The following is a 22,119-nucleotide window of genomic DNA, read 5'->3' on the forward strand; positions in this document are numbered from 1 at the left end:
CGACTATTGTGCAGGGTCTGGAATACCCAGTTTGGTATTCAGTTGACCACGTGATTTATTAAAGATTTTATTGCCATTTTCACGCCCAGCGCGACGACGCCGTTGTTCCTCTTCCGGCAACTCACTCTCTTCGCTACACAGCTCGCTACAGCAGCCTTTATATTTCTGCGCACAAGCCGGGCACTGAATAAACAACAGATGGCAGCCATCATTTTTGCAATTAGTATGGCTATCGCACGCCGTGCCGCACTGATGGCAATGTGCGATAACATCTTCAGAGATCCTTTCGCCCATGCGCTCATCAAAGACAAAGTTTTTACCGATAAAACGCACCGGAAGTCCCTGCTCACGCGCCTTGCGGGCATACTCAATAATACCGCCCTCAATGTGCCAGACTTTGCTAAATCCATTGTGTTTCATCCAGGCGCTAGCTTTCTCACAGCGGATCCCACCCGTGCAGTACATCACGATTTTTTTATCTTTATGCGCCTGCATCATTTCAACAGCTTTCGGCAACTGATCGCGGAATGTGTCTGCCGGGATCTCCAGCGCATTCTCGAAGTGACCCACCTCATATTCATAGTGGTTGCGCATATCAATGAATACCGCTTCAGGATCGTCCAGCATGGCATTCACTTCTGCTGCCTTGAGATAATCCCCCACGTTGCTGGCGTCAAAGTCAGGATCGTCAATACCATCCGCCACGATACGTTCACGGACTTTCATACGCAGTACCCAGAACGATTTACCGTCATCATCCAGCGCAATATTCAGACGTAAATCGTTCAATGCAGGATCAAACGCATAGAGTTGCTGGCGAAATGCCTCGACGTTGCTTTGCGGTACGCTGATTTGCGCGTTAATTCCTTCATGGGCAAGATATACTCGCCCGAAGACGTTCAATGCGGTGAACATCTGGTACAGTGCATCACGCGTGTGCTGAGGATTGGCAATGGTGAAATATTTATAGAATGAGATCGTCGTACGCGGCTCGGTCTCGGCCAGCATTTTGGCTTTGAGGGCGTCGTTTGAAATGCGGTTGTGTAACACTGGCATGGTGTACGTATCCTGCAAATAGGGAATAAATGGAAATCGGCGGCATAATAAAGCAAACATCGCCAATTTACATCCACACATTTTACGCTACATTTCATACTTCACTATAAAGTTGCAACAACAATTGCGGAATTAATCACCGTTCTCCCGTCACAAATTTTTGATACGCGCGAAAAAATGCGACAATACAGGGAATTGGTCGTTTGAAGACAGGATAGACATGACGAATTTACCCAAGTTTTCGGCTGCGTTACTGCATCCACGTTATTGGTTAACCTGGCTGGGTATTGGCATCCTTTGGTTAATTGTGCAGTTACCCTACCCCATCCTCTTTAAGTTGGGCTGTGCATTAGGTCGACTGGCGCTACGTTTGATGAAACGTCGGGCAAAAATTGTTTCCCGAAATCTGGAACTGTGCTTCCCGCAGATGAGTGAGCAGGAACGCAAGCAGATGGTCGTCAAGAACTTCGAATCCGTGGGCATGGGCGTAATGGAAACCGGGATGGCCTGGTTTTGGTCCGATAAGCGTATTTCACGCTGGACTGAAGTGATCGGGATGGAACATATCCGTGACGTTCAGGCGCAAAAACGCGGGATCCTGTTAGTGGGTCTGCACTTTCTGACTCTGGAACTGGGTGCGCGTCAGTTTGGTTTGCAGGAGCCGGGTATTGGTGTGTATCGCCCTAACGACAACCCGCTTCTCGACTGGCTACAAACCTGGGGCCGTATGCGCTCGAATAAATCAATGCTCGATCGTAAAGACCTGAAAGGGATGATTAAAGCGTTGAAAAAGGGCGAAGTGGTCTGGTACGCGCCGGATCACGATTACGGCCCTCGTGCCAGTGTGTTTGTACCACTTTTTGCTGTTGAACAGGCCGCAACGACCTCTGGGACCTGGATGCTTTCACGCATGTCCAATGCCTGCCTGGTACCGTTTGTTCCTCGCCGCAAACCTGACGGTAAAGGGTATCAATTGATTATGCTGCCTCCGGAGTGTTCACCGCCTTTGGACGACGCAGAGACCACTGCTGCGTGGATGAACAAAATTGTTGAGCAATGCATCATGATGGCACCAGAGCAGTATATGTGGCTGCATCGTCGCTTCAAGACGCGCCCTGAAGGTTCTCCTTCCCTGTACTAAAACACTGTTGCAGTCCTGTGGGCTGCAACACCTTCCCTGCCTGCTTTAGGTTTAACTGCTATCCGCATTGCAGCAACTATCAACCAGGCGCATAATTAGCCTGCTTACTTATATTCAATCGATAGCGCAAACAGCGCGCCACACTGCGGAACGCTATGTCACCCTCAGATGATCCCATAAACTGGAAACGCAACCTCACCGTTGCCTGGTTAGGTTGTTTTTTAACCGGCGCAGCATTTAGCCTGGTCATGCCCTTTTTGCCCCTTTACGTCGAGAGTCTCGGCGTCACGGGACATAGCGCACTGAATATGTGGTCAGGCCTGGTCTTCAGCATCACCTTTCTTTTTTCCGCCATCGCCTCTCCTTTCTGGGGTGGCCTTGCCGATCGCAAGGGGCGAAAAATCATGCTGCTACGATCTGCGTTGGGTATGGCTGTTGTGATGCTGCTGATGGGACTGGCGCAAAATATCTGGCAGTTCTTGATCCTGCGCGCCTTGTTGGGGCTGCTTGGTGGATTCATCCCCAATGCGAATGCACTGATCGCCACCCAGGTTCCACGCAATAAAAGCGGCTGGGCACTGGGAACGCTTTCCACCGGTGGTGTTAGTGGCGCACTGCTCGGGCCGCTGGCGGGCGGCCTCCTCGCGGATCAGTACGGACTGCGCCCCGTATTTTTCATCACCGCCAGCGTGCTGCTGGTCTGCTTCATCTTGACGCTATTTTTTATCCGCGAGCGATTCCAGCCAGTGAGCAAGAAGGAAATGCTGCACATTCGTGAAGTCGTGGCCTCTTTAAAGAACCCCAAACTGGTGCTGAGCCTGTTTGTCACCACTTTGATCATTCAGGTAGCCACCGGTTCTATCGCGCCAATACTGACACTGTACGTTCGAGAGTTGGCTGGCAACGTCGGCAATATTGCGTTTATCAGTGGGATGATAGCCTCAGTCCCCGGCGTTGCGGCATTAATCAGCGCCCCTAAACTTGGCAAATTAGGCGATCGGATTGGCCCGGAGAAGATCCTGATCGTCGCGCTGATCGTTTCCGTGTTACTGCTAATTCCAATGTCATTTGTCCAGACGCCCTGGCAGCTTGGTATTCTGCGCTTTTTATTGGGGGCGGCCGACGGCGCTCTGCTCCCGGCGGTACAAACGCTGCTGGTCTATAACTCGACTAATCAAATAGCTGGACGTATTTTCAGTTATAACCAGTCATTTCGCGACATTGGTAACGTAACAGGACCTCTAATGGGGGCAGCGATATCCGCCAACTACGGTTTTCGTGCTGTATTCTGTGTGACCGCAGGAGTCGTACTGTTCAACGCCCTGTACTCGTGGAATAGCCTGCGCCGTCGTCGGAGTACAGAGGTCGCGGGATGATTTATATATTTATATTCGCAGGTTCAGAATAAAAAATCATCTCACATGACATATATTTCAGTCTTAATGATAATAGTAACACACCTTATTTCTTCCAGAATTTTTGGCTTCATACAAAGCGGCATCAGCATATGAAACAACTTTATCCGCTGATTCATCATCAATTTTACTGCAATATACACCGATACTTATCGTCATTTTTTCTTTTAACTCATATGAATTTGGTATTGTCGTACCATTCTCGACATTTCGCCTAATTCGCTCTGCAACAACAATTGCCTCATCTTGTTCGTTACACTTAAGAAGGATCGCAAATTCTTCGCCACCTATTCTGGCGAAAATATCCGTATCTCTGATTGATTTATTGATAATATCGACAATGCTGATTATTACTCTGTCACCTTCCTGATGACCGTAGGTATCGTTAATCCGTTTGAATTTATCAATATCCAGAACCATTACACACACTGCACCTTTTGCTAATGATGATTTTAATGACTTATAGAATATTTTACGATTATATATTTTAGTCATTGCGTCTTTAATAGCTGAATCTCTTTCTTTTTTTAAGATGATGAAGGTGTTGTACATCAGTATTGAGATTATACACAGGGCACTTATCACCTCAATCCCCCGGCTAACATACCAAATATACATGCTATATTCATCCAGGCTCAGAAGTAGTACATTGGTCAATATTGCAGAGCAACACAGTAGCCCTATACTTTTCCACAAGATGTTGTGCGTTTTGGTTTTAATGATTAAATACAACAGGACCAGTCCCCAGGATACAATAAGCGAATAAATGTACCCAATATGCCAGTGCACCGTGACATTATCAGGCTTCAGGCTTGTTATCTCGAGTGTAAAATTAGGGTTGTAACTGGCCAGAGTGTGCGCCATCACCGCGATAGCTAGCATGATTAAAAATGACAGAACGATATAGCAAGGTTCTCTTTCTTTGGTTTCAATAACTGTCGATGATGTTTTATAACATTTCAATGAAACAAATAGCAGAGCGATGAAACTAATCTGCCGAAAGTAATAGAATATAGCTATATCGTTAGTTCTTTTTTCGATTGATGCATAATCATTAATCAAGTCCTGAACGATGTAGATAGTCTCGACGAAAAATATGTTATTGCCAAGAAACGCCATGCCTAATATCATGAGGCAGGTGAGATCTTTTCTACAAAGATACTGAAATAGCATAAACAGAAAAATTATCCCATATAAAAAGAACAACCCTACAATTATAATCAGATATACAGTTTGCGGGACACTTTGCATCGTTAATTTAAATTGTGTAAGACACAAACCACCAAGAATATAGCTAGCCAAACAGATTATATAGAAAGCCATTAATCTTCCATTATTTGAATTATAGTTATCCATAACAACCTTAAGGTAAATCTTAATTTTGCATTTTATATAATAAAGCATAAGATTTTGCAAACTATTATACCCGCACAATTTCAATAACATTAATTCATTTCTTATTTAATGGTTTCTTATAGATTTATAACCTTTGTCATTAATAATATTTTATTATGTATACTATTTTAGTATCACTCACACCATTCACAACCTCTATATGCAAAAGACGCATTGTCACTTCCAGAGACACCACTAAGTTTAGCCACTTTCATTGATTACCTCTGTAACACTTCCGTATTGGGCATTAATTTTCTCCTTTACTTTTATTGGGTTATGCAATGTTAATTCATAAGCGTTCGCATCCCTCCCTCTAAAACACATAAAAAATGGTGTTTAAAACTGAAGATTTTCTAATATAACGCCAGCTTTTATTTATTTGATTTTCATTACTGCATTGCAAACCACATACATTACTCTTTTTTCTTGAATTTTTTTCCTGATATTACGTAGGCTTCAGTATCTGCCAATGTAAATTTTTTCATAAACTACCGAAGTTACTTTCACCTGCTCTCGTTGGCATTGCAGGCAGTAATCATCTGATTGAGTTAGCCACGCAGCTAACGGGTTTGACGCTCTGCGGATCGCCGTCTATAGATTGAATCATCCCCCTTTATTGTTCGCCTTAGGAGAAGAAATATGGCAAAGAATGACATGAATTTTTATGCCACGTTGGAAGAGGCTATTGATGCGGCTCGTGAAGTGTTTCTGGCTGATAACCCTGACCTTGAGTCAGACGATGCCAGCGTTCAACAGCTAAGCATCCAAAAATACGTGCTACAGGATGGCGACATTATGTGGCAGGCGGAATTCTTTGCTGACGAGGATGATGTAGATGGTGAATGTCTACCAATGCTGAGCGGAGAAGCGGCTCAGAGCGTTTTTGATGGCGACTATGATGAAATTGAAATTCGCCAGGAGTGGCAGGAAGAAAATACGCTTCACGAATGGGATGAAGGTGAATTCCAGCTGGAACCTCCCCTTGATACCGAAGAGGGGCAGACCGCAGCCGATGAATGGGATGAGCGATAATTACTCGTAAGGTCCATGATGTATGTCGAGCGGCAGCAGCAACGTATCAAACACCAGCGAAAATGGCAGATCGAGGATCGTGACGTAGCGCCATGCCGAGTCCCGAACATCCCATTGCACGCCAGGATAGTATTGATTTCCGTGTCCTTGCCCTGGGATGGTACGACTAATAATGCTGCCGCATCCGCTCAGGAAGAAGATCATTATTCCTACAGCCAATATTCGCACCTGCTACCTCACGACTCATTCTATTCAATATAAAAAAATACCGGCACCAGGCCGGTATTTTCACGTTACAGAACGCTTATTTTTTCCTGAGCGCCAACGGGTTCAGAGTCAATCCCTGATAGTAGTTTACCCACGAAGAATACTTATCAGGTGAATTCCAGACGCGATAATGTAAACGTGCCATGGTCACTGGATCGCTCAACAATACAAGGCGGCGATCGCGATTCAGTTTCTCCGGCGTTTCGTTCAGCGCCTGTTCCACATGACGATCGCGTGCAATCTCCAGCACGTTGCTGGCGCGGTGGCGTGCAGTCGCCATGGCCGTGGCCAGTGCGTTAAACGACGGGTTAAACACCGCATGCATAAAGCCATCGTCCAGCGTACGTTTACGGTTCATCACCAGATAAGTATCGGTATCCACCAGCACCTGCGGCGGGGAATACTCTTCCGGGATCAGGAACAGCTTCCAGCGCTTGGTACGTAACCCCACCGTGGAACGACTGGAAATCACGGAAACAAACGGCGACAGGATCAGCGAGAAGACAATCGGTGCCAGCCAGAACAGGAAACGCAGATCCAGCCAGGCCATACCCACAGCCCACACCAGCCCCAACAGTAACTGAGAACCGTGACGCATAAACGCTTCACCCCATGGGGTGGAATCGTCATCGCGCTGCGGCGAATTCCACACCACTTCCCAACCGAGGAAAGCGCTCACGACGAAGACGGTATGGAACAGCATGCGCACCGGTGCCAGCAGCACGGAGAACAGAACCTCCAGCAGCAGCGACAGCGTAACGCGGATGAACCCACCGTACTCTTTCGTCCCTTTACACCAGATGAGCAAAATACTCAGCAACTTCGGCAGGAACAACAGCACCATCGTTGAAGCAAACAGCGCGATCGCCAGTTCAGGTCGCCATTGCGGCCATACCGGGAATAGCTGACGCGGTTGCAGGAAGTACTGCGGTTCCGTCAACGCATGCACCACCTGCAATGCGGTAGAGAGCGCGAGGAACATAAACCACAGCGGCGCGGACAGATAGGACATCACACCAGTCAGGAACACCGCACGGTGAACCGGGTGCATCCCCTTAACCAGGAACAGACGGAAGTTCATCAAGTTGCCGTGGCACCAGCGACGGTCACGCTTGAGTTCATCCAGCAGGTTCGGCGGTAGCTCTTCATAAGAGCCCGGCAGATCGTAAGCAATCCACACGCCCCAGCCAGCACGACGCATCAACGCAGCTTCCACGAAGTCATGGGAGAGAATCGATCCCGCAAACGAACCTTCGCCCGGTAACGGCGCGAGCGCACAGTGCTCGATAAACGGCTTCACGCGAATAATCGCGTTATGGCCCCAGTAGTGTGATTCGCCTAACTGCCAGAAGTGAAGCCCGGCAGTAAACAGCGGCCCATAAACACGGGTCGCAAACTGTTGACAGCGCGCATACAGCGTATCCATACCGGAAGCCTTCGGTGAAGACTGGATAATCCCGGCATTCGGATTCGCTTCCATCAGGCGCACCAGGCCGCTCAGACAGTCACCGCTCATCACTGAGTCCGCATCCAGCACAACCATGTAGCTGTACTGATTTCCCCAGCGACGGCAGAAGTCATCAATGTTGCCGCTTTTACGCTTCACGCGACGACGACGACGACGGTAGAAAATCTGTCCTTCGCCCTGCACTTCGGCAATCAGCTCCATCCACGCTTTTTGTTCTGCCACGCAGATATCAGGATTGTAGCTGTCGCTCAGAATGTAAACATCGAAATGCTCAGCGTTGCCCGTTGCTTTGACCGACTCCCACGTGGCGCGAAGTCCCGCGAATACGCGATCAACGTCCTCGTTACAGATTGGCATAATCAACGCCGTACGGTGTTCAGGATTCAACGGTTCATCCCCGACCGTTGAGGCCGAGATACTGTACTTATCCCGTCCAATCAGCAATTGCAGAAAGCCCATCAGCGCGGTCCAGAACCCCGCTGATACCCAACAGAAAAGTACGGCAAACAAAATAAGAATGCCGGTCTGGAGCATGTAGGGCAGCAGTTGCATAAAGGAGACCCACAAATCCTGCCCCATCATGTCTGCAGGATTAATGAATGCCCACCCCTGATAAGGAAGGATCGTCTTCATATACCAGGTTGCAACGACCGTTTGCGCCAGCGTTAAGATCAACAGCGTATAGCGGCGTATGGTGCCTACGGTACGCCATTTTTGCTCGCTCTCTTGTTCTTCTTTGGTCAAACGCGAAAGATAACGCGGAGTCACATCGCGCCCACGCAGACGATCCCAAAAACGCCCAACCGGGTTGGTACGCCAGGGATCGGGGAACATAGAGGTACGCGTTGCTTTTGGCATCGCCTGTAACTGATCGCGCCCCTCATCGTCCTTAACCAACTGCTCTTTAGCCAGAGAATCCGGCCATGCTTGCTCAAGACGAGCTTTTACAGAACCCTGCGGTGAATCATCTTCGCGCGAGTACGTACGATGCTCAGCATCCAGCGCCTGATGAACGGCGCGGATGTCAGTTTTCGGCAGTGCCGCTTTTTCGATATCCGAAAGCGGCATTGCGTCAATATACTCAGTTGTCTTATTCATTGGCAGGTAACTGGTAGCTCCAGGTTTCACTCAGCGTCTGATCTGCATTGACCAGGGCAGCACGCATTTCAGTGGTTTTCTTCACGTCTTTCACTTTCACGCGCAATACCAAACGCCAACCTTTAGTGACCGGGTTGTAGCGCACGGTGTTTTCAACGATTTCACCGTTGTCACCAATACTGGTTTGTGCAGTAACCGGCGTATCCTGCGGCAGCTTTTTCATATCGGTGCCGGAAAAGTCCACCACAAACGCGATGGTACCGTCAGGCTGACGAATGAGATTGGACTGTTTAACATCACCGGTAGAACGACGTGTCTGCTGTACCCAAGCGTTATCAGGCGCATGAAGCTTGTCTTCATCACGCGTGAACGTCAGGGTATATTTAAAGTTCATTTCTTTACCGGCTTCAGGCAGCTGATCCGGGGTCCAGTACGCAACGATGTTATCGTTCGTTTCATCGTTAGTTGGAATTTCAACTAACTCAATCTTACCTTTGCCCCAATCGCCTTTTGGCGTGATCCAGGCGCTCGGGCGCAGATCGTAACGATCGTCGATGTCTTCAAAACGCGAGAACTGACGGCCACGCTGCAAAAGACCGAAACCTTGCGGATTTTCCATAGCAAAGCTGCTCACCGCGAGATGTTTCGGGTTATTCAGCGGACGCCAAATCCATTCGCCGTTGCCAGCGTGGATGGACAAACCGTTAGAGTCATGCAGTTCTGGACGATAGTTAGTCGTCGGAGAAGGCTGGTTCGGTCCATACAGGAACATACTGGTTAACGGTGCCACGCCAAGTTTGCCTACTTTGTCGCGCAGATAAACTTTGGACTGAACATCGACTACCGTGTCACGACCAGGAATGATGACAAAGCGATACGCTCCGGTTGCACGCGGAGAATCCAGTAAGGCATAAATGGTTAAACGTTTATCAGTTGGTTTCGGACGCTCGATCCAAAACTCACGAAAGCGGGGAAATTCTTCACCAGAAGGCAGAGCGGTATCAATCGCGAGACCGCGCGCAGAAAGGCCGTAGACCTGGCCTGCACCCAGAACACGGAAATAGCTGGCACCGAGCATGCTGACGATTTCGTCGTTTTTATCTTTGCTGTTGATCGGATACAGCACTTTGAACCCGGCGAAACCGAGATCTTTTACCGTGTCTTTATCATGCTGAACATCGCCGAAATTAAAGTAATCCGGGCTGTATTTGATTCTTTTCACCGCAGTAGCGGTCACTTCGTTGATTTTGACCGGCGTGTCGAAGTACATACCCTGGTGGTAGAACTCGAGCTTAAATGGGGTCTTGAGATTGCTCCAGTAGGCTTTATCGCGATTAAACTGGATCTGCTGATAATCCGCATATTTCATGTCGCGGAAAACGGAGGGCAAGTTACTTTTTGGCGCCTCATAGCCTTTATCGGCTAAGGATTGAGCTTGTTTTGCAACATCATCAATGCTGAATGCCCAGCTTGATGATGTGTACAGCGTTAACATGACTGCTGCACCCAACCAACGCATTTTCATCATTTGTAGTTTATGTTTCATAATTAGTAAGCACTTCCCCCTTTGTGTGCTTATATTGATCCGATCCATTTTAATGGATAATCGGGTATTCCGACAACTGAATCCCTGTATTGTTCGCGCGCTGGCTCATGGTTTAAGCAGGTTCGTCTGCCTGTTTTCACTTTGCGTGCTTATCCTGGAGACAGGTTGTTAGACTTCGTGTAGGGTTGCCCTCGAATGTAACCATTATTCGTCTTAGGGATAAGACGAAAAGTCTGAGAATACATAACTGTCTATGAGCTCTGTATCACCACCACGCGAATATTTTCTTGACTCCATCCGTGCCTGGCTAATGTTGTTAGGGATCCCGTTTCATATTTCATTGATCTACTCCACCCACACATGGCACGTGAACAGCGCAGAACCATCGTGGTGGTTGACCTTGTTCAATGACTTTATCCATGCTTTTCGCATGCAAGTCTTCTTTGTCATTTCGGGTTATTTTTCCTACATGCTATTTCTACGCTATCCGTTAAAGCGCTGGTGGAAAGTGCGTGTAGAACGCGTGGGGATCCCTATGCTGACCGCGATTCCGCTGCTTACGCTGCCGCAATTTATCATGCTGCAATACGTGAAAGGCAAAGCAGACAGCTGGCATACCCTCAGCGGCTACGATAAATACAACGCGCTGGCCTGGGAGCTGATTTCCCATCTGTGGTTTTTACTGGTTCTCGTGGTGTTAACAACCCTGAGCATGTGGGTGTTTACCCAGATGAAACACAGATTGACGCAAAGCGACGTCGGCAGCGCGCCTGCGGTGTCAATGACGAAGTTAACGCTGATTTTTGCAGTGCTGGGTTTCGGTTATGCCGCCGTCAGAAGGACGATTTTTATCCTTTATCCTTCGATTCTAAGCGACGGTATGTTCAATTTTGTCGTTATGCAAACGCTGTTCTATGTGCCTTTCTTTATGCTCGGTGCGCTGGCGTTTATCAATCCTAATCTGAAAGCCCTGTTTACCACGCCATCGCGCGGCTGCACACTAGGCGCCGCATGCGCATTTGTCGCATACCTGCTCAATCAACGTTACGGCAACGGCGATGCCTGGATGTATGAAACCGAATATGTTATTACCATGGTCATGGGCCTGTGGATGGTGAACGTCGTCTTTTCACTTGGTCACCGTTTGCTGAATTTTCAGTCAGCCCGCGTAACCTATTTTGTCAACGCATCTCTGTTTATCTATCTGGTGCATCATCCGTTAACGCTGTTTTTTGGCGCTTACATCACACCGCATATCAAGTCGAATCTGCTGGGTTTTCTCTGCGGTCTGCTGTTTGTGGTCGGGATTGCGGTAATACTGTACGAAATCCATTTACGGATCCCGGTGCTGAAGTTTCTCTTTTCGGGTAAACCAGCCGTCAGGCAGGATAAAAACAAGGCCGTGGCCGGTTAGTTTTCTTGCATTGAATGGTTCAGAGCAACCATTCAATGGGCAACACGGACGCCAGCTTTACCAGAACCCGCTTCCAGAATCCTGTGGCGGGTTCTTTTTTCAGTACCTGTTCACTGCCAGAAAGTCTGTCGACCCAATTGATTCTTCCCCACCGATCAAGACGTAGTTGCCAGGCCATTTCACGCTGGCTTTGCATAAAACGTTTATGAATCAACTCGGCCAGTACTTCACTCTCAATCACAAACCCCATTTCCGTATTGAGCAGCGTTGAACGGGGATCAAAATTAAGCGAGCCGATAAACACTTTACGACCGTCAATACTGAAGGTTTTCGCATGCAGGCTGGAGCCTGAATTACCGGTTAATCCCCGGTCATGTACTGCTGAAACGCGATCGCGGGTTGGTTTGAGCTCGTATAACTCCACACCGTAGCGCAAGAGCTTTTTTCGCCAGCGTGCATAGCCTGCGTGAACGACTGCGACATCATTCGCCGCCAGAGAATTAGTTAAAATCGCGATCTTAACGCCTTTTCTCACCAGTCTCAGGAGCTGCGCCACACCGGCGCGAGTTGGTACAAAGTAGGCGGAAATAATATCAATACGCTCGGTGGGAGATCCCATCACGTCAAACAAACGCTGCGGTAATAGTGAGTGGCGCGGCGCTTTCCCCTCTCCTTTTGCGGGATCATCACTCAGCAAGCGCGTTCTCGCCCAAATCAGCGGTAGCGACCTCTGATCGAGGTGGGTCATAAACTGGCTGGTTTCCAGCTTATGTAGATAGCGACGCGTGATGTCATCGTTATACCAGGATTCTGGAAGTTCGATTTTTTGCGTTGAAGCTGGCTCAGCCACCTCAAGTACGTTTTGCAATGTTGAAACCGAGCGGCAGTGCCAGTAACGCTCAAAGTCGTCTGCAACATCCTGGACCACCGGCCCGATAGCCATAACATCCAGATCGGAAAACAGCGGTTGTTCGCCTGTACCAAAATAGGCATCGCCGATATTTCGCCCGCCCACGAGAGTTACGACGCCGTCAGCGGTATAACTTTTATTGTGCATACGTCGATTCAACCGGGCAAAATCGGTTAAATAGCCCAGTGCACGCAGGATACGAAAGGAAAAGGGATTAAACAGACGGATTTCTATATTAGGGTGATTGTCCAGCAAACGCAGCGTATCATCCAGACCTGGCGTGTTGTTATCATCCAGCAACAAACGCACCCGGACGCCCCGCTTCGCCGCGGCCAGCAAAACGGAAAATAGCAATAGCCCGGACATGTCGCTTTCCCAGATGTAATACTGAACATCCAGGGTACGTTCCGCCATTTCCGTCAACCGATAGCGAGCAGCAAATGCATCCAGGCTGTCATCCAACGTCAGAATGCCGCATTCTCCCGGGTGGTTTTCACAAAGTGGCGTGATGGCACGCTCAAGTCGCGTCATATCAGTCCGTGCGTTCATCGCCTTGCTGGGTAAGTAATCTCTTGTATAGCCGAGCGTTTTCTTCATCAAAGCACACGAAGTATATTTGATCGGGAAGCGTACGTCGGGTGATAAATTTCAACACCGTTTTCACCGCGATCTCTGCCGCTGCAGCGCGGGGATAACCATAAGCCCCGGTGCTAATCGCCGGAAAAGCAATGGACTGATATCCATTGGCTAAGGCCAGTTGCAAGCTATTAAAGTAAGCCTCTTCGAGGCGTTCAGCTTCATGATGATCGCCACCCTGCCATACGGGCCCCACAGTGTGGATTACTGCCCTGGCGGGCAAGTTTCCCGCCAGGGTGATAACCGCATGACCGGTTGGGCATTCGCCCTGTTGCTGGATAACCTGTTTGCAGGCCGCCAGCAACGCAGGCCCTGCAGCGCGATGAATCGCTCCATCGACGCCACCTCCGCCCAATAGCGATGGATTCGCCGCATTGACAATCACATCAACAGCGATCGTCGTAATATCGCCATGTAACACATGAACACGTGATTGCATAAGTTCCCCCTGACCAAACACTATTTGTTAAGTGTACAGCAGGGTTTTCCCGGAAATCTCACTTTTTAACCAAACGTGTGCATATGTACGCCGGAATGATTCATTTATATTCAATGTTAAGAATTGCCATGTTTTTCTGTTCATTGAGATAGTGCATTTTGACTGTGGCAATTTGCTGCACATTTTGAGGGGCATTCGCGACCTGTTGCTGATTGTAGAGACTATTACGGGTGGTGCCGTCGCGCATACATGACAATTCAATTTGCTGCTGCCGCGCGTTAACATCGCAAGGTGATTCAACTATTGCACCGCGAAAATGAATAACCCCGCCGGTTGAGATTTGTTGCGCCATTGCGGGGAGGGTAAAAAGAGAAATGCTGCACAAGCTGATACTTAAAAAACGCTTTAATAATGTACACATAAGGGTTCCTCAATGATTAGCCATCCTTGAGGGATCGAAATGATCCTTCGCCGCTGTGATTAACGATCAAATTAAAACGTTCACACGTCTCTATATTCATAGAACAGCAGTGCATTCCCAGCCACACCCTTAATGCAAATACATCAAAAAAATCATGGGTGACTGTTTGAGTCTGGCCATTGCTGAGACAGATGCAGAGACTGCCCATCCGAAACGGTAACGATAATTTTGACCGAATCCTCAGGTGAAATATTAAAACTCAGTTTAGTTAATTCAATCGGCCGATTAGCGGGGACCGAAAGGCTTGTTTTCTGCTGCGATTGGCTTTGTCCCCCGGACCCTTTACGTATGGCAAGGACTTGTACCTCACATACGCACGGTTGAGTTAACGTCACCTGAGGAATAATGGTGTACATATCACCTTGCTGAGTTGTATTGAATGTTATTTGATTTGCCAGCGCGGCAATGAGTAATAGCGTATGCATCATATTCTCCCGAAAAAAAACAGGGCTCACGCCCTGTTTATTATCAGTCAGAAAACTGAATTAGTGTTGGTTAGCTGTAGCGTTGTTACCAAAGCCAACCTGCTGAATCAGCACATTGGAGTCAGAGGCTGTCTGATTAACCAACGCACCGTTGCGGCCACCGAACTGGGTCACGCTAATATCAGCATTTTTTGCATTCCACTGATCGATAGTGGCACTGTTCTGGAAGCCGGTCTGTTTCAGGCTAATGGTACTGTCATCAGCACCCTGGCCAACAACAGCTCCGTTGCCACGCCCGTGTTGTGTGATGGTGACATCTGATTTACGCGCATCACTTTGCAGAGCATTTGCAGAGTTGTTTGACCCATATTGGTAGATACTCAGTGAAGAGTCTGGGCCATAATTACTGCCACCACCATGATGATTGCCGCCCCATTGCGGAACAACACCAGCCAGAGCACTGCCAGAAACTACGATTGCTGCGAATGCTGCCACTTTTAAAAGTTTCATGGTAAACCCCCATCGGATTGATTTAAACGTCGTTAATGGATTAGCGTTGAGTCACGCGAATGGCCATTTGCGACTGTCTCTGCACCACAACTGCTGTTTTTTGTGTACCGTACTGGGTAATATTGGCTTTATTACCAGAGCCTTTCTGGATAATTACCGCCGTATTACCGTATGAACCTTGTTTAATACTCGCATCATTGGAACTACCCGTTTGATCAATATATGCAAAGTTATATGATCCCGTCTGGTCTGTTTTCGCTCGATTACCAGAACCTTCTTGCGAAATGACTGACAATAACTTCGAGCCCCCCTGGCGGGTATTTGCACTGTTCGCAGTGCCAACCTGACCAATAATGGCTGCCTGATTAAATGAAGACTTACTTAATTCATTTACCGCAAAGTTATATTCTGAATTAGCTAAATCATAACTTGTAGTCGCGGCTGCAATCCCAGGCACACCCAGCATTGTAAACATCATAAATAACAACTTGTTTTTCATGTTGTCACCCTGGACCTGGTCGTACATGAAGTTAAATTAATTACCACTCAAATTGTTGTTAACATGACTTACATTTGTTAACGCCACGTTACGATGAAGAGTATGTCTGCGGAAACATTTTAAATAACTCACCCGCCAGTTGTATTTTTATATTCAGATTCACCCCAAAGTACTAATTAACAGCGAACAATACCGTTACAGCTCTGGATTTCATTTCTTTTTTAACCCGGTGAATGAATTTCTATGCAGTAACAAAAAAAACGCGTTTTCCGCGTTTTCTGGGCCTCGTAGCGAGGTACTTCGATAGTTAGCAGTACAAGTCGTGACAAGCGTCATTTTTTTCTATCTAAAATTGTTCAACTTAAAGTGAGACAAAAAGATCGGAATTCATTAGAAATCAAAAACCATCTAAGCATAAATTTAATTCTTAATAATCAATACCATATTATAATTTGTATGATTTTTTAAATCTATGCAATATCGCCAAAATGTACAACTTTACTATCAAATCTAAACTTCTAAAAAACCCTAAAATCACATTTTAATATATAAATTTACATTCTGTAACATGTTTAACACTTGCTTTAAGATTTGTAATAGCTAGATTGAAATCAGTTGAAGTCCATTTGTTTTAATATTTTCACCCCGTTGGGTCGATATTTTATTTCTACACAGCAGTGCAACATCTGTCAGTACTTCTGGTGCCTCTATTTTAGTAGAGACAGCTGTCAGGTGTGCGACTAAAAAAGTGGAGTTTCATCATGTTTAATGAAGTCCATAGTATTCATGGTCATACATTATTGTTGATCACTAAACCATCCCTGCAGGCAACTGCGTTATTACAGCATTTAAAACAATCGCTGGCGTTAACCGGAAAACTACATAATATTCAACGTTCTCTGGATGATATTTCCTCCAGCTGCATTGTTCTACTGGACATGATGGAGGCAGACAAAAAACTGATCCATTACTGGCAAGATAATTTGAGCAGAAAAAACAACAATATAAAGACGTTATTGTTGAATACCCCAGATGATTATCCTTATCGGGATATTGAAAACTGGCCGCATATCAATGGCGTATTCTACGCAACGGAAGATGAGCAGCGTGTCGTTAGCGGATTGCAAGGTGTGTTGCGTGGCGAATGCTACTTTTCCCAAAAGCTCGCCAGCTACCTGATCACGCATTCCGGGAACTACCGCTATAACAGCACGGAGTCGGCATTACTTACGCACCGTGAAAAAGAGATCCTTAATAAACTGCGTATTGGCGCCTCAAATATTGAAATCGCGCGTTCACTATTTATTAGTGAAAATACGGTTAAAACACATCTTTATAATCTTTTCAAAAAGATAGCTGTCAAAAATCGTACGCAGGCGGTCTCGTGGGCCAATGATAACCTCAGGCGATAAAGCCATGAAAAGCTATTTGTCCTGGATTGTGGCAGCAAATTTGTTCCTTGCTGCCGGGAATCTACACGCTGCTGTAGAGGTGGAGGTTCCCGGACTGTTGACTGACCACACTGTCTCTTCCATTGGCCATGATTTTTATCGTGCCTTTAGTGACAAGTGGGAAAGTAAGTACACAGGAAACTTAACCATTAATGAAAGGCCCAGTGCACGTTGGGGAAGTTGGATCACCATAACTGTCAATCAGGACGTTATCTTCCAGACTTTTTTATTCCCGACGAAAAGAGACTTCGACAAAATTGTGGTCTTCGCATTGGCAGAAACTGAGGAAGCATTAAATCGTCGGCAAATAGATCAAACGCTATTAAGTACGAGCGATTTAGCGCGCGATGAATTCTAAAACATGATTTAGTCCGGAGGCTTTCATGCGTGTCAAACATGCAGTGGTTTTGCTCATGCTGATTTCACCATTAAGTTGGGCCGGAAATATGACGTTCCAGTTCCGCAACCCTAACTTTGGTGGCAACCCAAACAACGGCTCTTTTTTACTGAACAGCGCTCAGGCGCAAAACTCGTATAAGGATCCGAGTGCTGGCGATTACGGGATTGAAACCCCATCAGCACTGGATAACTTTACCCAGGCAATACAGTCGCAAATACTCGGTGGCTTGCTCACCAATATCAATACCGGTAAACCGGGGAGGATGGTAACCAGCGATTTTATCGTTGATATCGCCAACCGGGATGGGCAACTGCAACTGAATGTCACGGACAGGAAAACGGGGAGAACGTCGACTATTGAAGTGTCGGGTTTACAAAATCAGTCGACCGATTTCTAAATTATAGCCACGAAAGGAAAAAATCATGCAGCGCTTACTTATCATGGTGGCAGTAATTTTACTCAGCGGATGTTTAACAGCTCCGCCTCAAGAAGCCGCTAAGCCGACATTAATGCCCCGGGCCCAAAGCTATAAAGATTTGACGCATCTGCCTATGCCTACAGGTAAGATCTTTGTGTCGGTATACAACATTCAGGATGAGACTGGCCAATTTAAACCTTACCCGGCAAGTAACTTCTCTACCGCCGTCCCGCAAAGCGCCACGGCTATGCTTGTCACCGCATTGAAAGATTCTCGTTGGTTCGTCCCTCTGGAACGTCAGGGGCTACAGAACTTGCTGAACGAACGTAAAATCATTCGTGCGGCTCAGGAAAACGGTACGGTTGCGATTAATAACCGGATCCCGCTACAGTCCCTGACCGCAGCAAACGTCATGGTGGAAGGGTCAATTATCGGTTATGAAAGCAACGTTAAATCGGGTGGTGTCGGTGCGCGTTATTTCGGTATTGGCGCCGATACGCAATACCAGCTCGACCAGATAGCGGTAAACCTGCGCGTAGTTAACGTCAGCACCGGTGAGATCCTGTCGTCAGTGAACACCAGTAAAACCATTTTGTCTTATGAAGTACAGGCTGGAGTGTTCCGCTTTATTGACTACCAGCGTCTGTTGGAAGGTGAAATTGGCTACACCTCTAACGAACCGGTTATGCTTTGTCTGATGTCAGCGATTGAAACAGGCGTTATCTTCTTAATTAATGACGGCATCGATCGCGGATTGTGGGATTTGCAGGATAAGAAACAAGTTGATAATGACATTCTGGTTAAATACCGCCATATGTCGGTACCGCCAGAATCCTGATGGATCTTTACTGCATAAAAAGCGTGAGGAAAACCCTCACGCTTTTTTATTTACTGGTCAGCGTCGGCGATATTCGATTTTCACGGCGAGATGCCAGCCACAGACCACTGTTTTTCATCGCATAGCCGAATATCAGGCCCAGTACCAGTGACGGTACAACCAGTCGCCAGTCGCCCTGCCCTGCAAATGTTGCACATGCGCCAATAAACGTGCCCGGTACAAATGAAAGCAACCATTGCTTTGCCTGGATACACATCAGAAACGCGACAATTCCCGTCATGACATAACCAATAATGTCCATATGCGGGGCAAGCGCGCTACCGTTAATAATCACCAACGCCCACACCACACCGCTTAGCAGCGTACACGCCGAGATCCACAGTCCTTTTAGCCCACCTTGCGGGCAGGCGAAATAGGCCGTGCAACCCAGAAAGCCAGCCCAACTGAGTAAGCCAAGAGAAACGGCCACCCATCCCCAGATCCCAGAGAGAATGCCCGTTGTGATTGCAATTGAGAGAAGTATGTTCATGCCGCGTATCTTAGCAGAAAAACGGCATAGGAATGAGATCGTGCACACAATTTATGCAAGCATGTAGTTTGCGTTGCAGATTAAAGTGATTTAAATCACATTTATTCGTCAGTATCTTCCTGCAACTCATCCCACATTGCACTAATAGCATCACGTGTTAGCGGCGCCATGGTACGCCAGAACGGCGTGTTTGCGTGCGCCTCAACTTTGCCAAGGAACGTACCACACCAGGGCAGCAGGTAGTCTACAAACAAGGTTTCAAGCGCCTCACTTTCATCTTCCGCAGACTGGTCTTCAAGCCATGAAGCCGCCAGCAACAGCGTACCAATGTGATCTGCCGGCGTATCTGCCAGCGGCATACCGCGGGCAGAAAGAAATGCACGAACATCCGATTCTTTCGCCCCTTCTACCCAGGCGCTACGATAAGGCGGCACAGCACACTCTTCACCGACAAACAGCGCGTTGTAATCTGCAGCCAGTTGGGGCATATCGCAGCTCTTTTGCAGACGAGTGAGCAGTTCGTCCTGTTCCAGCGGCCAGTTGGCAGACAGTTTACCGTCACTAATTAAGGTAAACAGGGGAACCAGTAAAGGGTCCTGCGGTTGGCGATAAAACAGCGAGCCCAGTACACGACACAGGATAGAAAACTCGTTCATTGATATATTCCAGTTAGTAACAATTACAGTTCAGCAAATTCCGCGATCGGCTCCATGCCTCGCGATTCCAGAAACGCCAACAGGCGTTTAGGTGTGACGTTTAAAATTCTGTCTTCAGGGAAATTAACATCATCCAGGATTTTACGGCATTCGCCAAATTCTCCCAGCGTGAAAGCAGTATGTGAATCCGACCCTAACGCCACCCAGCCGCCAGCATCGCGCACAGCCGCAGCAACCGCACGACAATTATCCTCACTGCCCTTACGCGAATGCAAAAACGAAGAGTTATTGATTTCCAGTGCAACCTGGTACTTTGCCGCCGCCTGGGCAATTGCAGTAATATCAACCGGATACTTGGGATTTCCCGGATGGCTAATGATGTGCACATTACCGCTGGCCATCGTGGCTATCATTGCCTGGGTATTGGTTTCTTTATCGTGAGGTGCAAAAACTGGCTCATGGAAGCCCGCAATAATGAGGTCCAGAGAGGTAAACATCGGACCTGAACAGTCAATTTCGCCTTCAATATTCTTAATATTCGCCTCAATGCCGCGCAGGATCCCTACGCCATCTACAACACGTGGCCAAATACGCATATTGATAAAGTGCCAGTGGTGAGGCGCGTCCGCCATGTCCGGTCCATGATCGGTAATAGCAAACAGCTTGATGCCTTTGCGACGGGCTTCAGCGATGTAATCACTTAAGGTGCTGTAGGCGTGGGTGCTGGCGACGGTATGCATATGCAGGTCAACGGGATACATAACTCTCTCCTGTAGTCATTTTTCGTCAAGGATAGCAGGTATCGCCGCTATTTATTAGCTGAAACCCGGCATCCGCCGGGTTAGCATTAGTATCCCCGAACGCGATCGACCTGACCCGTTACGGATTTCCCGCTCTCAAGATCCAAAATCGTGCGGGAGATATAGTCCACCGCCTCCGCCGGGCGCGTTACCGCGGCAATATGCGGCGTCATTGCCACACGCGGATGTTTCCACAGTGGACTGGTTTCCGGCAGCGGTTCACGGCTATAGACATCCAGCATGGCACCTTTCACCTTGCCGCTGTCCAGCGATGCCAGAAGATCGTCTTCATTGAGATGAACACCACGCGCCAGGTTCAGTACGTAGGCGCCATCCAGCAATTGGCTAAGTAAATCAGCGTTAATAATACCTACGGTTTCTGCCGTATTAGGCAGGAGGTTGATAAGCACACGAGTTTGGCTCAAAAACGCGCCCAGTTCCTCAGTACCGGCGAAGCTTTCCACGCCAGACCAGGATTTACGCGAACGGCTCCAGCAGCGCAGTGGGAATCCCCATGCTTGCAGGCTTTCGGCAACTTTTGCGCCCAATACCCCTGCTCCCATGATCCCGACGGTAAACTCCTCACGAGTATATTCTGGCAACGGTTGCCATTTCGCCTGATTTTTCAATGCCTGATAATCATCAAAGCGACGAAACCAGTGCAGCACCTGACTAACCGCATATTCCTGCATTTGCAGGCCCATACCCGTATCTTCCAGACGGAAAAGCGGGATCGACGCATCCAACATTTCCGGATGAGCATTGAGTTTACTGAGAATAGAATCGACGCCCGCGCCCAGCGCAAATACGGCTTTTAATTTTCGTCCTGCGAGCATTTCAATCGGCGGATGCCAGACCAGCGCATAGTCAGCATGTGCATTATCACCCGCTTTCCACTCACGTACGTTTGCACCAGGTATTGCCTTTGCCAACGCATTAATCCACCAGGTCGTATCGAATGTTGGGTGATAGAAAATTATATCCACATTGTCTCCTGAACATTGTTGTGCGGAACTTTCTCGCACTTATTATCATCATTTTCCGAGGGAACATCAGAGTAGCAAATTTTAGGATGCTGGCAAAAAAAACAATTCCCGCTTATTTATGCTCCATGTTGCTTGAAGTTTGTGTAAATGCACATTTTTTTCAAAAAGTTGATTGACGACGGGGCTGTGTTTCCCCTACATTAGCGCCCGTTCCGGTAGCACAGGAACAACAATATGGTGAGGTGTCCGAGTGGCTGAAGGAGCACGCCTGGAAAGTGTGTATACGGCAACGTATCCGGGGTTCGAATC

At 47.7% G+C, this 22,119-nt stretch carries 23 protein-coding genes; 8 read left to right on the forward strand and 15 right to left on the reverse strand.

Annotated elements, in window-relative coordinates; genetic code table 11:
• Window positions 1-3: 3 nt before the first annotated feature.
• Complete coding sequence (trhO, locus tag OGV98_RS12255; RefSeq protein WP_044711575.1) at window positions 4-1,056, reverse strand: oxygen-dependent tRNA uridine(34) hydroxylase TrhO; 1,053 nt, start codon at window positions 1,054-1,056, stop codon at window positions 4-6.
• 220 nt (window positions 1,057-1,276) lie between these two features.
• Between trhO and OGV98_RS12260 the strand changes: the two genes are divergently transcribed.
• Complete coding sequence (locus tag OGV98_RS12260) at window positions 1,277-2,197, forward strand: Kdo(2)-lipid IV(A) acyltransferase (RefSeq protein WP_049002775.1); 921 nt, start codon at window positions 1,277-1,279, stop codon at window positions 2,195-2,197.
• Window positions 2,198-2,352: 155 nt separating this feature from the next.
• Window positions 2,353-3,573 (forward strand): multidrug efflux MFS transporter MdtG, encoded by a 1,221-nt coding sequence (gene mdtG, locus OGV98_RS12265; protein ID WP_115489670.1) that lies wholly within the window; start codon window positions 2,353-2,355, stop codon window positions 3,571-3,573.
• 63 nt (window positions 3,574-3,636) lie between these two features.
• Here mdtG and OGV98_RS12270 read toward each other — a convergent pair whose 3' ends face one another.
• Window positions 3,637-4,968 (reverse strand): sensor domain-containing diguanylate cyclase, encoded by a 1,332-nt coding sequence (locus OGV98_RS12270; protein WP_172960241.1) that lies wholly within the window; start codon window positions 4,966-4,968, stop codon window positions 3,637-3,639.
• 693 nt (window positions 4,969-5,661) lie between these two features.
• On the opposite strand from OGV98_RS12270, the gene OGV98_RS12275 reads away from it, so the two are divergent.
• Window positions 5,662-6,039, forward strand: coding sequence for a MysB family protein (locus OGV98_RS12275; RefSeq protein ID WP_032936472.1), 378 nt, complete (start codon window positions 5,662-5,664; stop codon window positions 6,037-6,039).
• On the opposite strand, the gene OGV98_RS12280 is transcribed toward OGV98_RS12275, so the two are convergent.
• The 3 genes from OGV98_RS12280 to mdoG all read right to left on the reverse strand — a co-directional run bounded on the left by OGV98_RS12280 (window position 6,040) and on the right by mdoG (window position 10,400).
• Window positions 6,040-6,267, reverse strand: coding sequence for a YceK/YidQ family lipoprotein (locus OGV98_RS12280; RefSeq protein ID WP_003832117.1), 228 nt, complete (start codon window positions 6,265-6,267; stop codon window positions 6,040-6,042). It lies immediately after the preceding gene.
• A gap of 76 nt (window positions 6,268-6,343) precedes the next feature.
• Window positions 6,344-8,872: a glucans biosynthesis glucosyltransferase MdoH gene (gene mdoH, locus OGV98_RS12285; RefSeq protein WP_003036122.1), complete on the reverse strand. Its 2,529-nt coding sequence runs from the start codon at window positions 8,870-8,872 to the stop codon at window positions 6,344-6,346.
• A complete protein-coding gene (mdoG, locus tag OGV98_RS12290; RefSeq protein ID WP_003836790.1) occupies window positions 8,865-10,400 on the reverse strand; it encodes a glucans biosynthesis protein MdoG in 1,536 nt (511 codons plus the stop codon). The genes mdoH and mdoG overlap by 8 nt, the downstream gene beginning before the upstream one ends.
• A gap of 271 nt (window positions 10,401-10,671) precedes the next feature.
• On the opposite strand from mdoG, the gene mdoC reads away from it, so the two are divergent.
• A complete protein-coding gene (gene mdoC, locus OGV98_RS12295; protein ID WP_016149914.1) occupies window positions 10,672-11,832 on the forward strand; it encodes a glucans biosynthesis protein MdoC in 1,161 nt (386 codons plus the stop codon).
• 19 nt (window positions 11,833-11,851) lie between these two features.
• Here mdoC and OGV98_RS12300 read toward each other — a convergent pair whose 3' ends face one another.
• The 6 genes from OGV98_RS12300 to csgB all read right to left on the reverse strand — a co-directional run bounded on the left by OGV98_RS12300 (window position 11,852) and on the right by csgB (window position 15,732).
• A complete protein-coding gene (locus tag OGV98_RS12300) occupies window positions 11,852-13,339 on the reverse strand; it encodes a phospholipase D family protein (RefSeq protein WP_085954038.1) in 1,488 nt (495 codons plus the stop codon).
• Window positions 13,275-13,817, reverse strand: a complete 543-nt coding sequence (gene ymdB / locus OGV98_RS12305) for an O-acetyl-ADP-ribose deacetylase (RefSeq protein WP_003036110.1) — start codon at window positions 13,815-13,817, stop codon at window positions 13,275-13,277. Before ymdB ends, OGV98_RS12300 begins: the two co-directional genes overlap by 65 nt.
• A 100-nt stretch (window positions 13,818-13,917) precedes the next feature.
• The gene (locus OGV98_RS12310; RefSeq protein WP_016149911.1) at window positions 13,918-14,238 is read right to left on the reverse strand and encodes a YmdA family protein; all 321 of its coding nucleotides are present in this window, start codon (window positions 14,236-14,238) and stop codon (window positions 13,918-13,920) included.
• 152 nt (window positions 14,239-14,390) lie between these two features.
• Window positions 14,391-14,723, reverse strand: a complete 333-nt coding sequence (gene csgC / locus OGV98_RS12315; RefSeq protein ID WP_044712473.1) for a curli assembly chaperone CsgC — start codon at window positions 14,721-14,723, stop codon at window positions 14,391-14,393.
• 60 nt (window positions 14,724-14,783) lie between these two features.
• Entirely contained in the window at window positions 14,784-15,233 is a 450-nt protein-coding gene (csgA, locus tag OGV98_RS12320) for a curli major subunit CsgA (protein ID WP_003036098.1), read from the reverse strand.
• Window positions 15,234-15,273: 40 nt separating this feature from the next.
• The gene (gene csgB, locus OGV98_RS12325) at window positions 15,274-15,732 is read right to left on the reverse strand and encodes a curli minor subunit CsgB (RefSeq protein WP_003036094.1); all 459 of its coding nucleotides are present in this window, start codon (window positions 15,730-15,732) and stop codon (window positions 15,274-15,276) included.
• Between the two features lie 761 nt (window positions 15,733-16,493).
• Here csgB and csgD point away from each other — a divergent pair.
• Genes csgD through csgG form a run of 4 tightly spaced genes read left to right on the forward strand, consistent with a single transcriptional unit; the run spans window position 16,494 to window position 18,839 of the window.
• Window positions 16,494-17,144: a biofilm master transcriptional regulator CsgD gene (gene csgD / locus OGV98_RS12330; protein ID WP_003036091.1), complete on the forward strand. Its 651-nt coding sequence runs from the start codon at window positions 16,494-16,496 to the stop codon at window positions 17,142-17,144.
• A gap of 4 nt (window positions 17,145-17,148) precedes the next feature.
• Window positions 17,149-17,541 carry a curli production assembly/transport protein CsgE gene (gene csgE, locus OGV98_RS12335; RefSeq protein WP_003036087.1) on the forward strand — a complete coding sequence of 131 codons (393 nt, stop codon included), beginning with the start codon at window positions 17,149-17,151 and terminating at the stop codon, window positions 17,539-17,541.
• A 25-nt stretch (window positions 17,542-17,566) separates the two neighbouring features.
• Entirely contained in the window at window positions 17,567-17,980 is a 414-nt protein-coding gene (csgF, locus tag OGV98_RS12340; protein WP_003036084.1) for a curli production assembly/transport protein CsgF, read from the forward strand.
• 25 nt (window positions 17,981-18,005) lie between these two features.
• Complete coding sequence (csgG, locus tag OGV98_RS12345; protein ID WP_003036082.1) at window positions 18,006-18,839, forward strand: curli production assembly/transport protein CsgG; 834 nt, start codon at window positions 18,006-18,008, stop codon at window positions 18,837-18,839.
• A gap of 46 nt (window positions 18,840-18,885) precedes the next feature.
• Here the strand turns inward: csgG and OGV98_RS12350 are convergent, their stop codons facing one another.
• The 4 genes from OGV98_RS12350 to ghrA all read right to left on the reverse strand — a co-directional run bounded on the left by OGV98_RS12350 (window position 18,886) and on the right by ghrA (window position 21,810).
• Complete coding sequence (locus OGV98_RS12350) at window positions 18,886-19,368, reverse strand: DUF1097 domain-containing protein (protein WP_044700707.1); 483 nt, start codon at window positions 19,366-19,368, stop codon at window positions 18,886-18,888.
• A gap of 101 nt (window positions 19,369-19,469) precedes the next feature.
• Window positions 19,470-20,024 carry a TorD/DmsD family molecular chaperone gene (locus OGV98_RS12355; RefSeq protein WP_071698814.1) on the reverse strand — a complete coding sequence of 185 codons (555 nt, stop codon included), beginning with the start codon at window positions 20,022-20,024 and terminating at the stop codon, window positions 19,470-19,472.
• 23 nt (window positions 20,025-20,047) lie between these two features.
• Window positions 20,048-20,785, reverse strand: a complete 738-nt coding sequence (locus OGV98_RS12360) for a phosphatase (protein WP_003836800.1) — start codon at window positions 20,783-20,785, stop codon at window positions 20,048-20,050.
• 86 nt (window positions 20,786-20,871) lie between these two features.
• Complete coding sequence (ghrA, locus tag OGV98_RS12365; RefSeq protein ID WP_048233426.1) at window positions 20,872-21,810, reverse strand: glyoxylate/hydroxypyruvate reductase GhrA; 939 nt, start codon at window positions 21,808-21,810, stop codon at window positions 20,872-20,874.
• Window positions 21,811-22,119: the final 309 nt, after the last annotated feature.

Source organism: Citrobacter sp. Cf136, assembly GCF_030333815.1.
Taxonomy (GTDB): Bacteria; Pseudomonadota; Gammaproteobacteria; order Enterobacterales; family Enterobacteriaceae; genus Citrobacter; species Citrobacter freundii.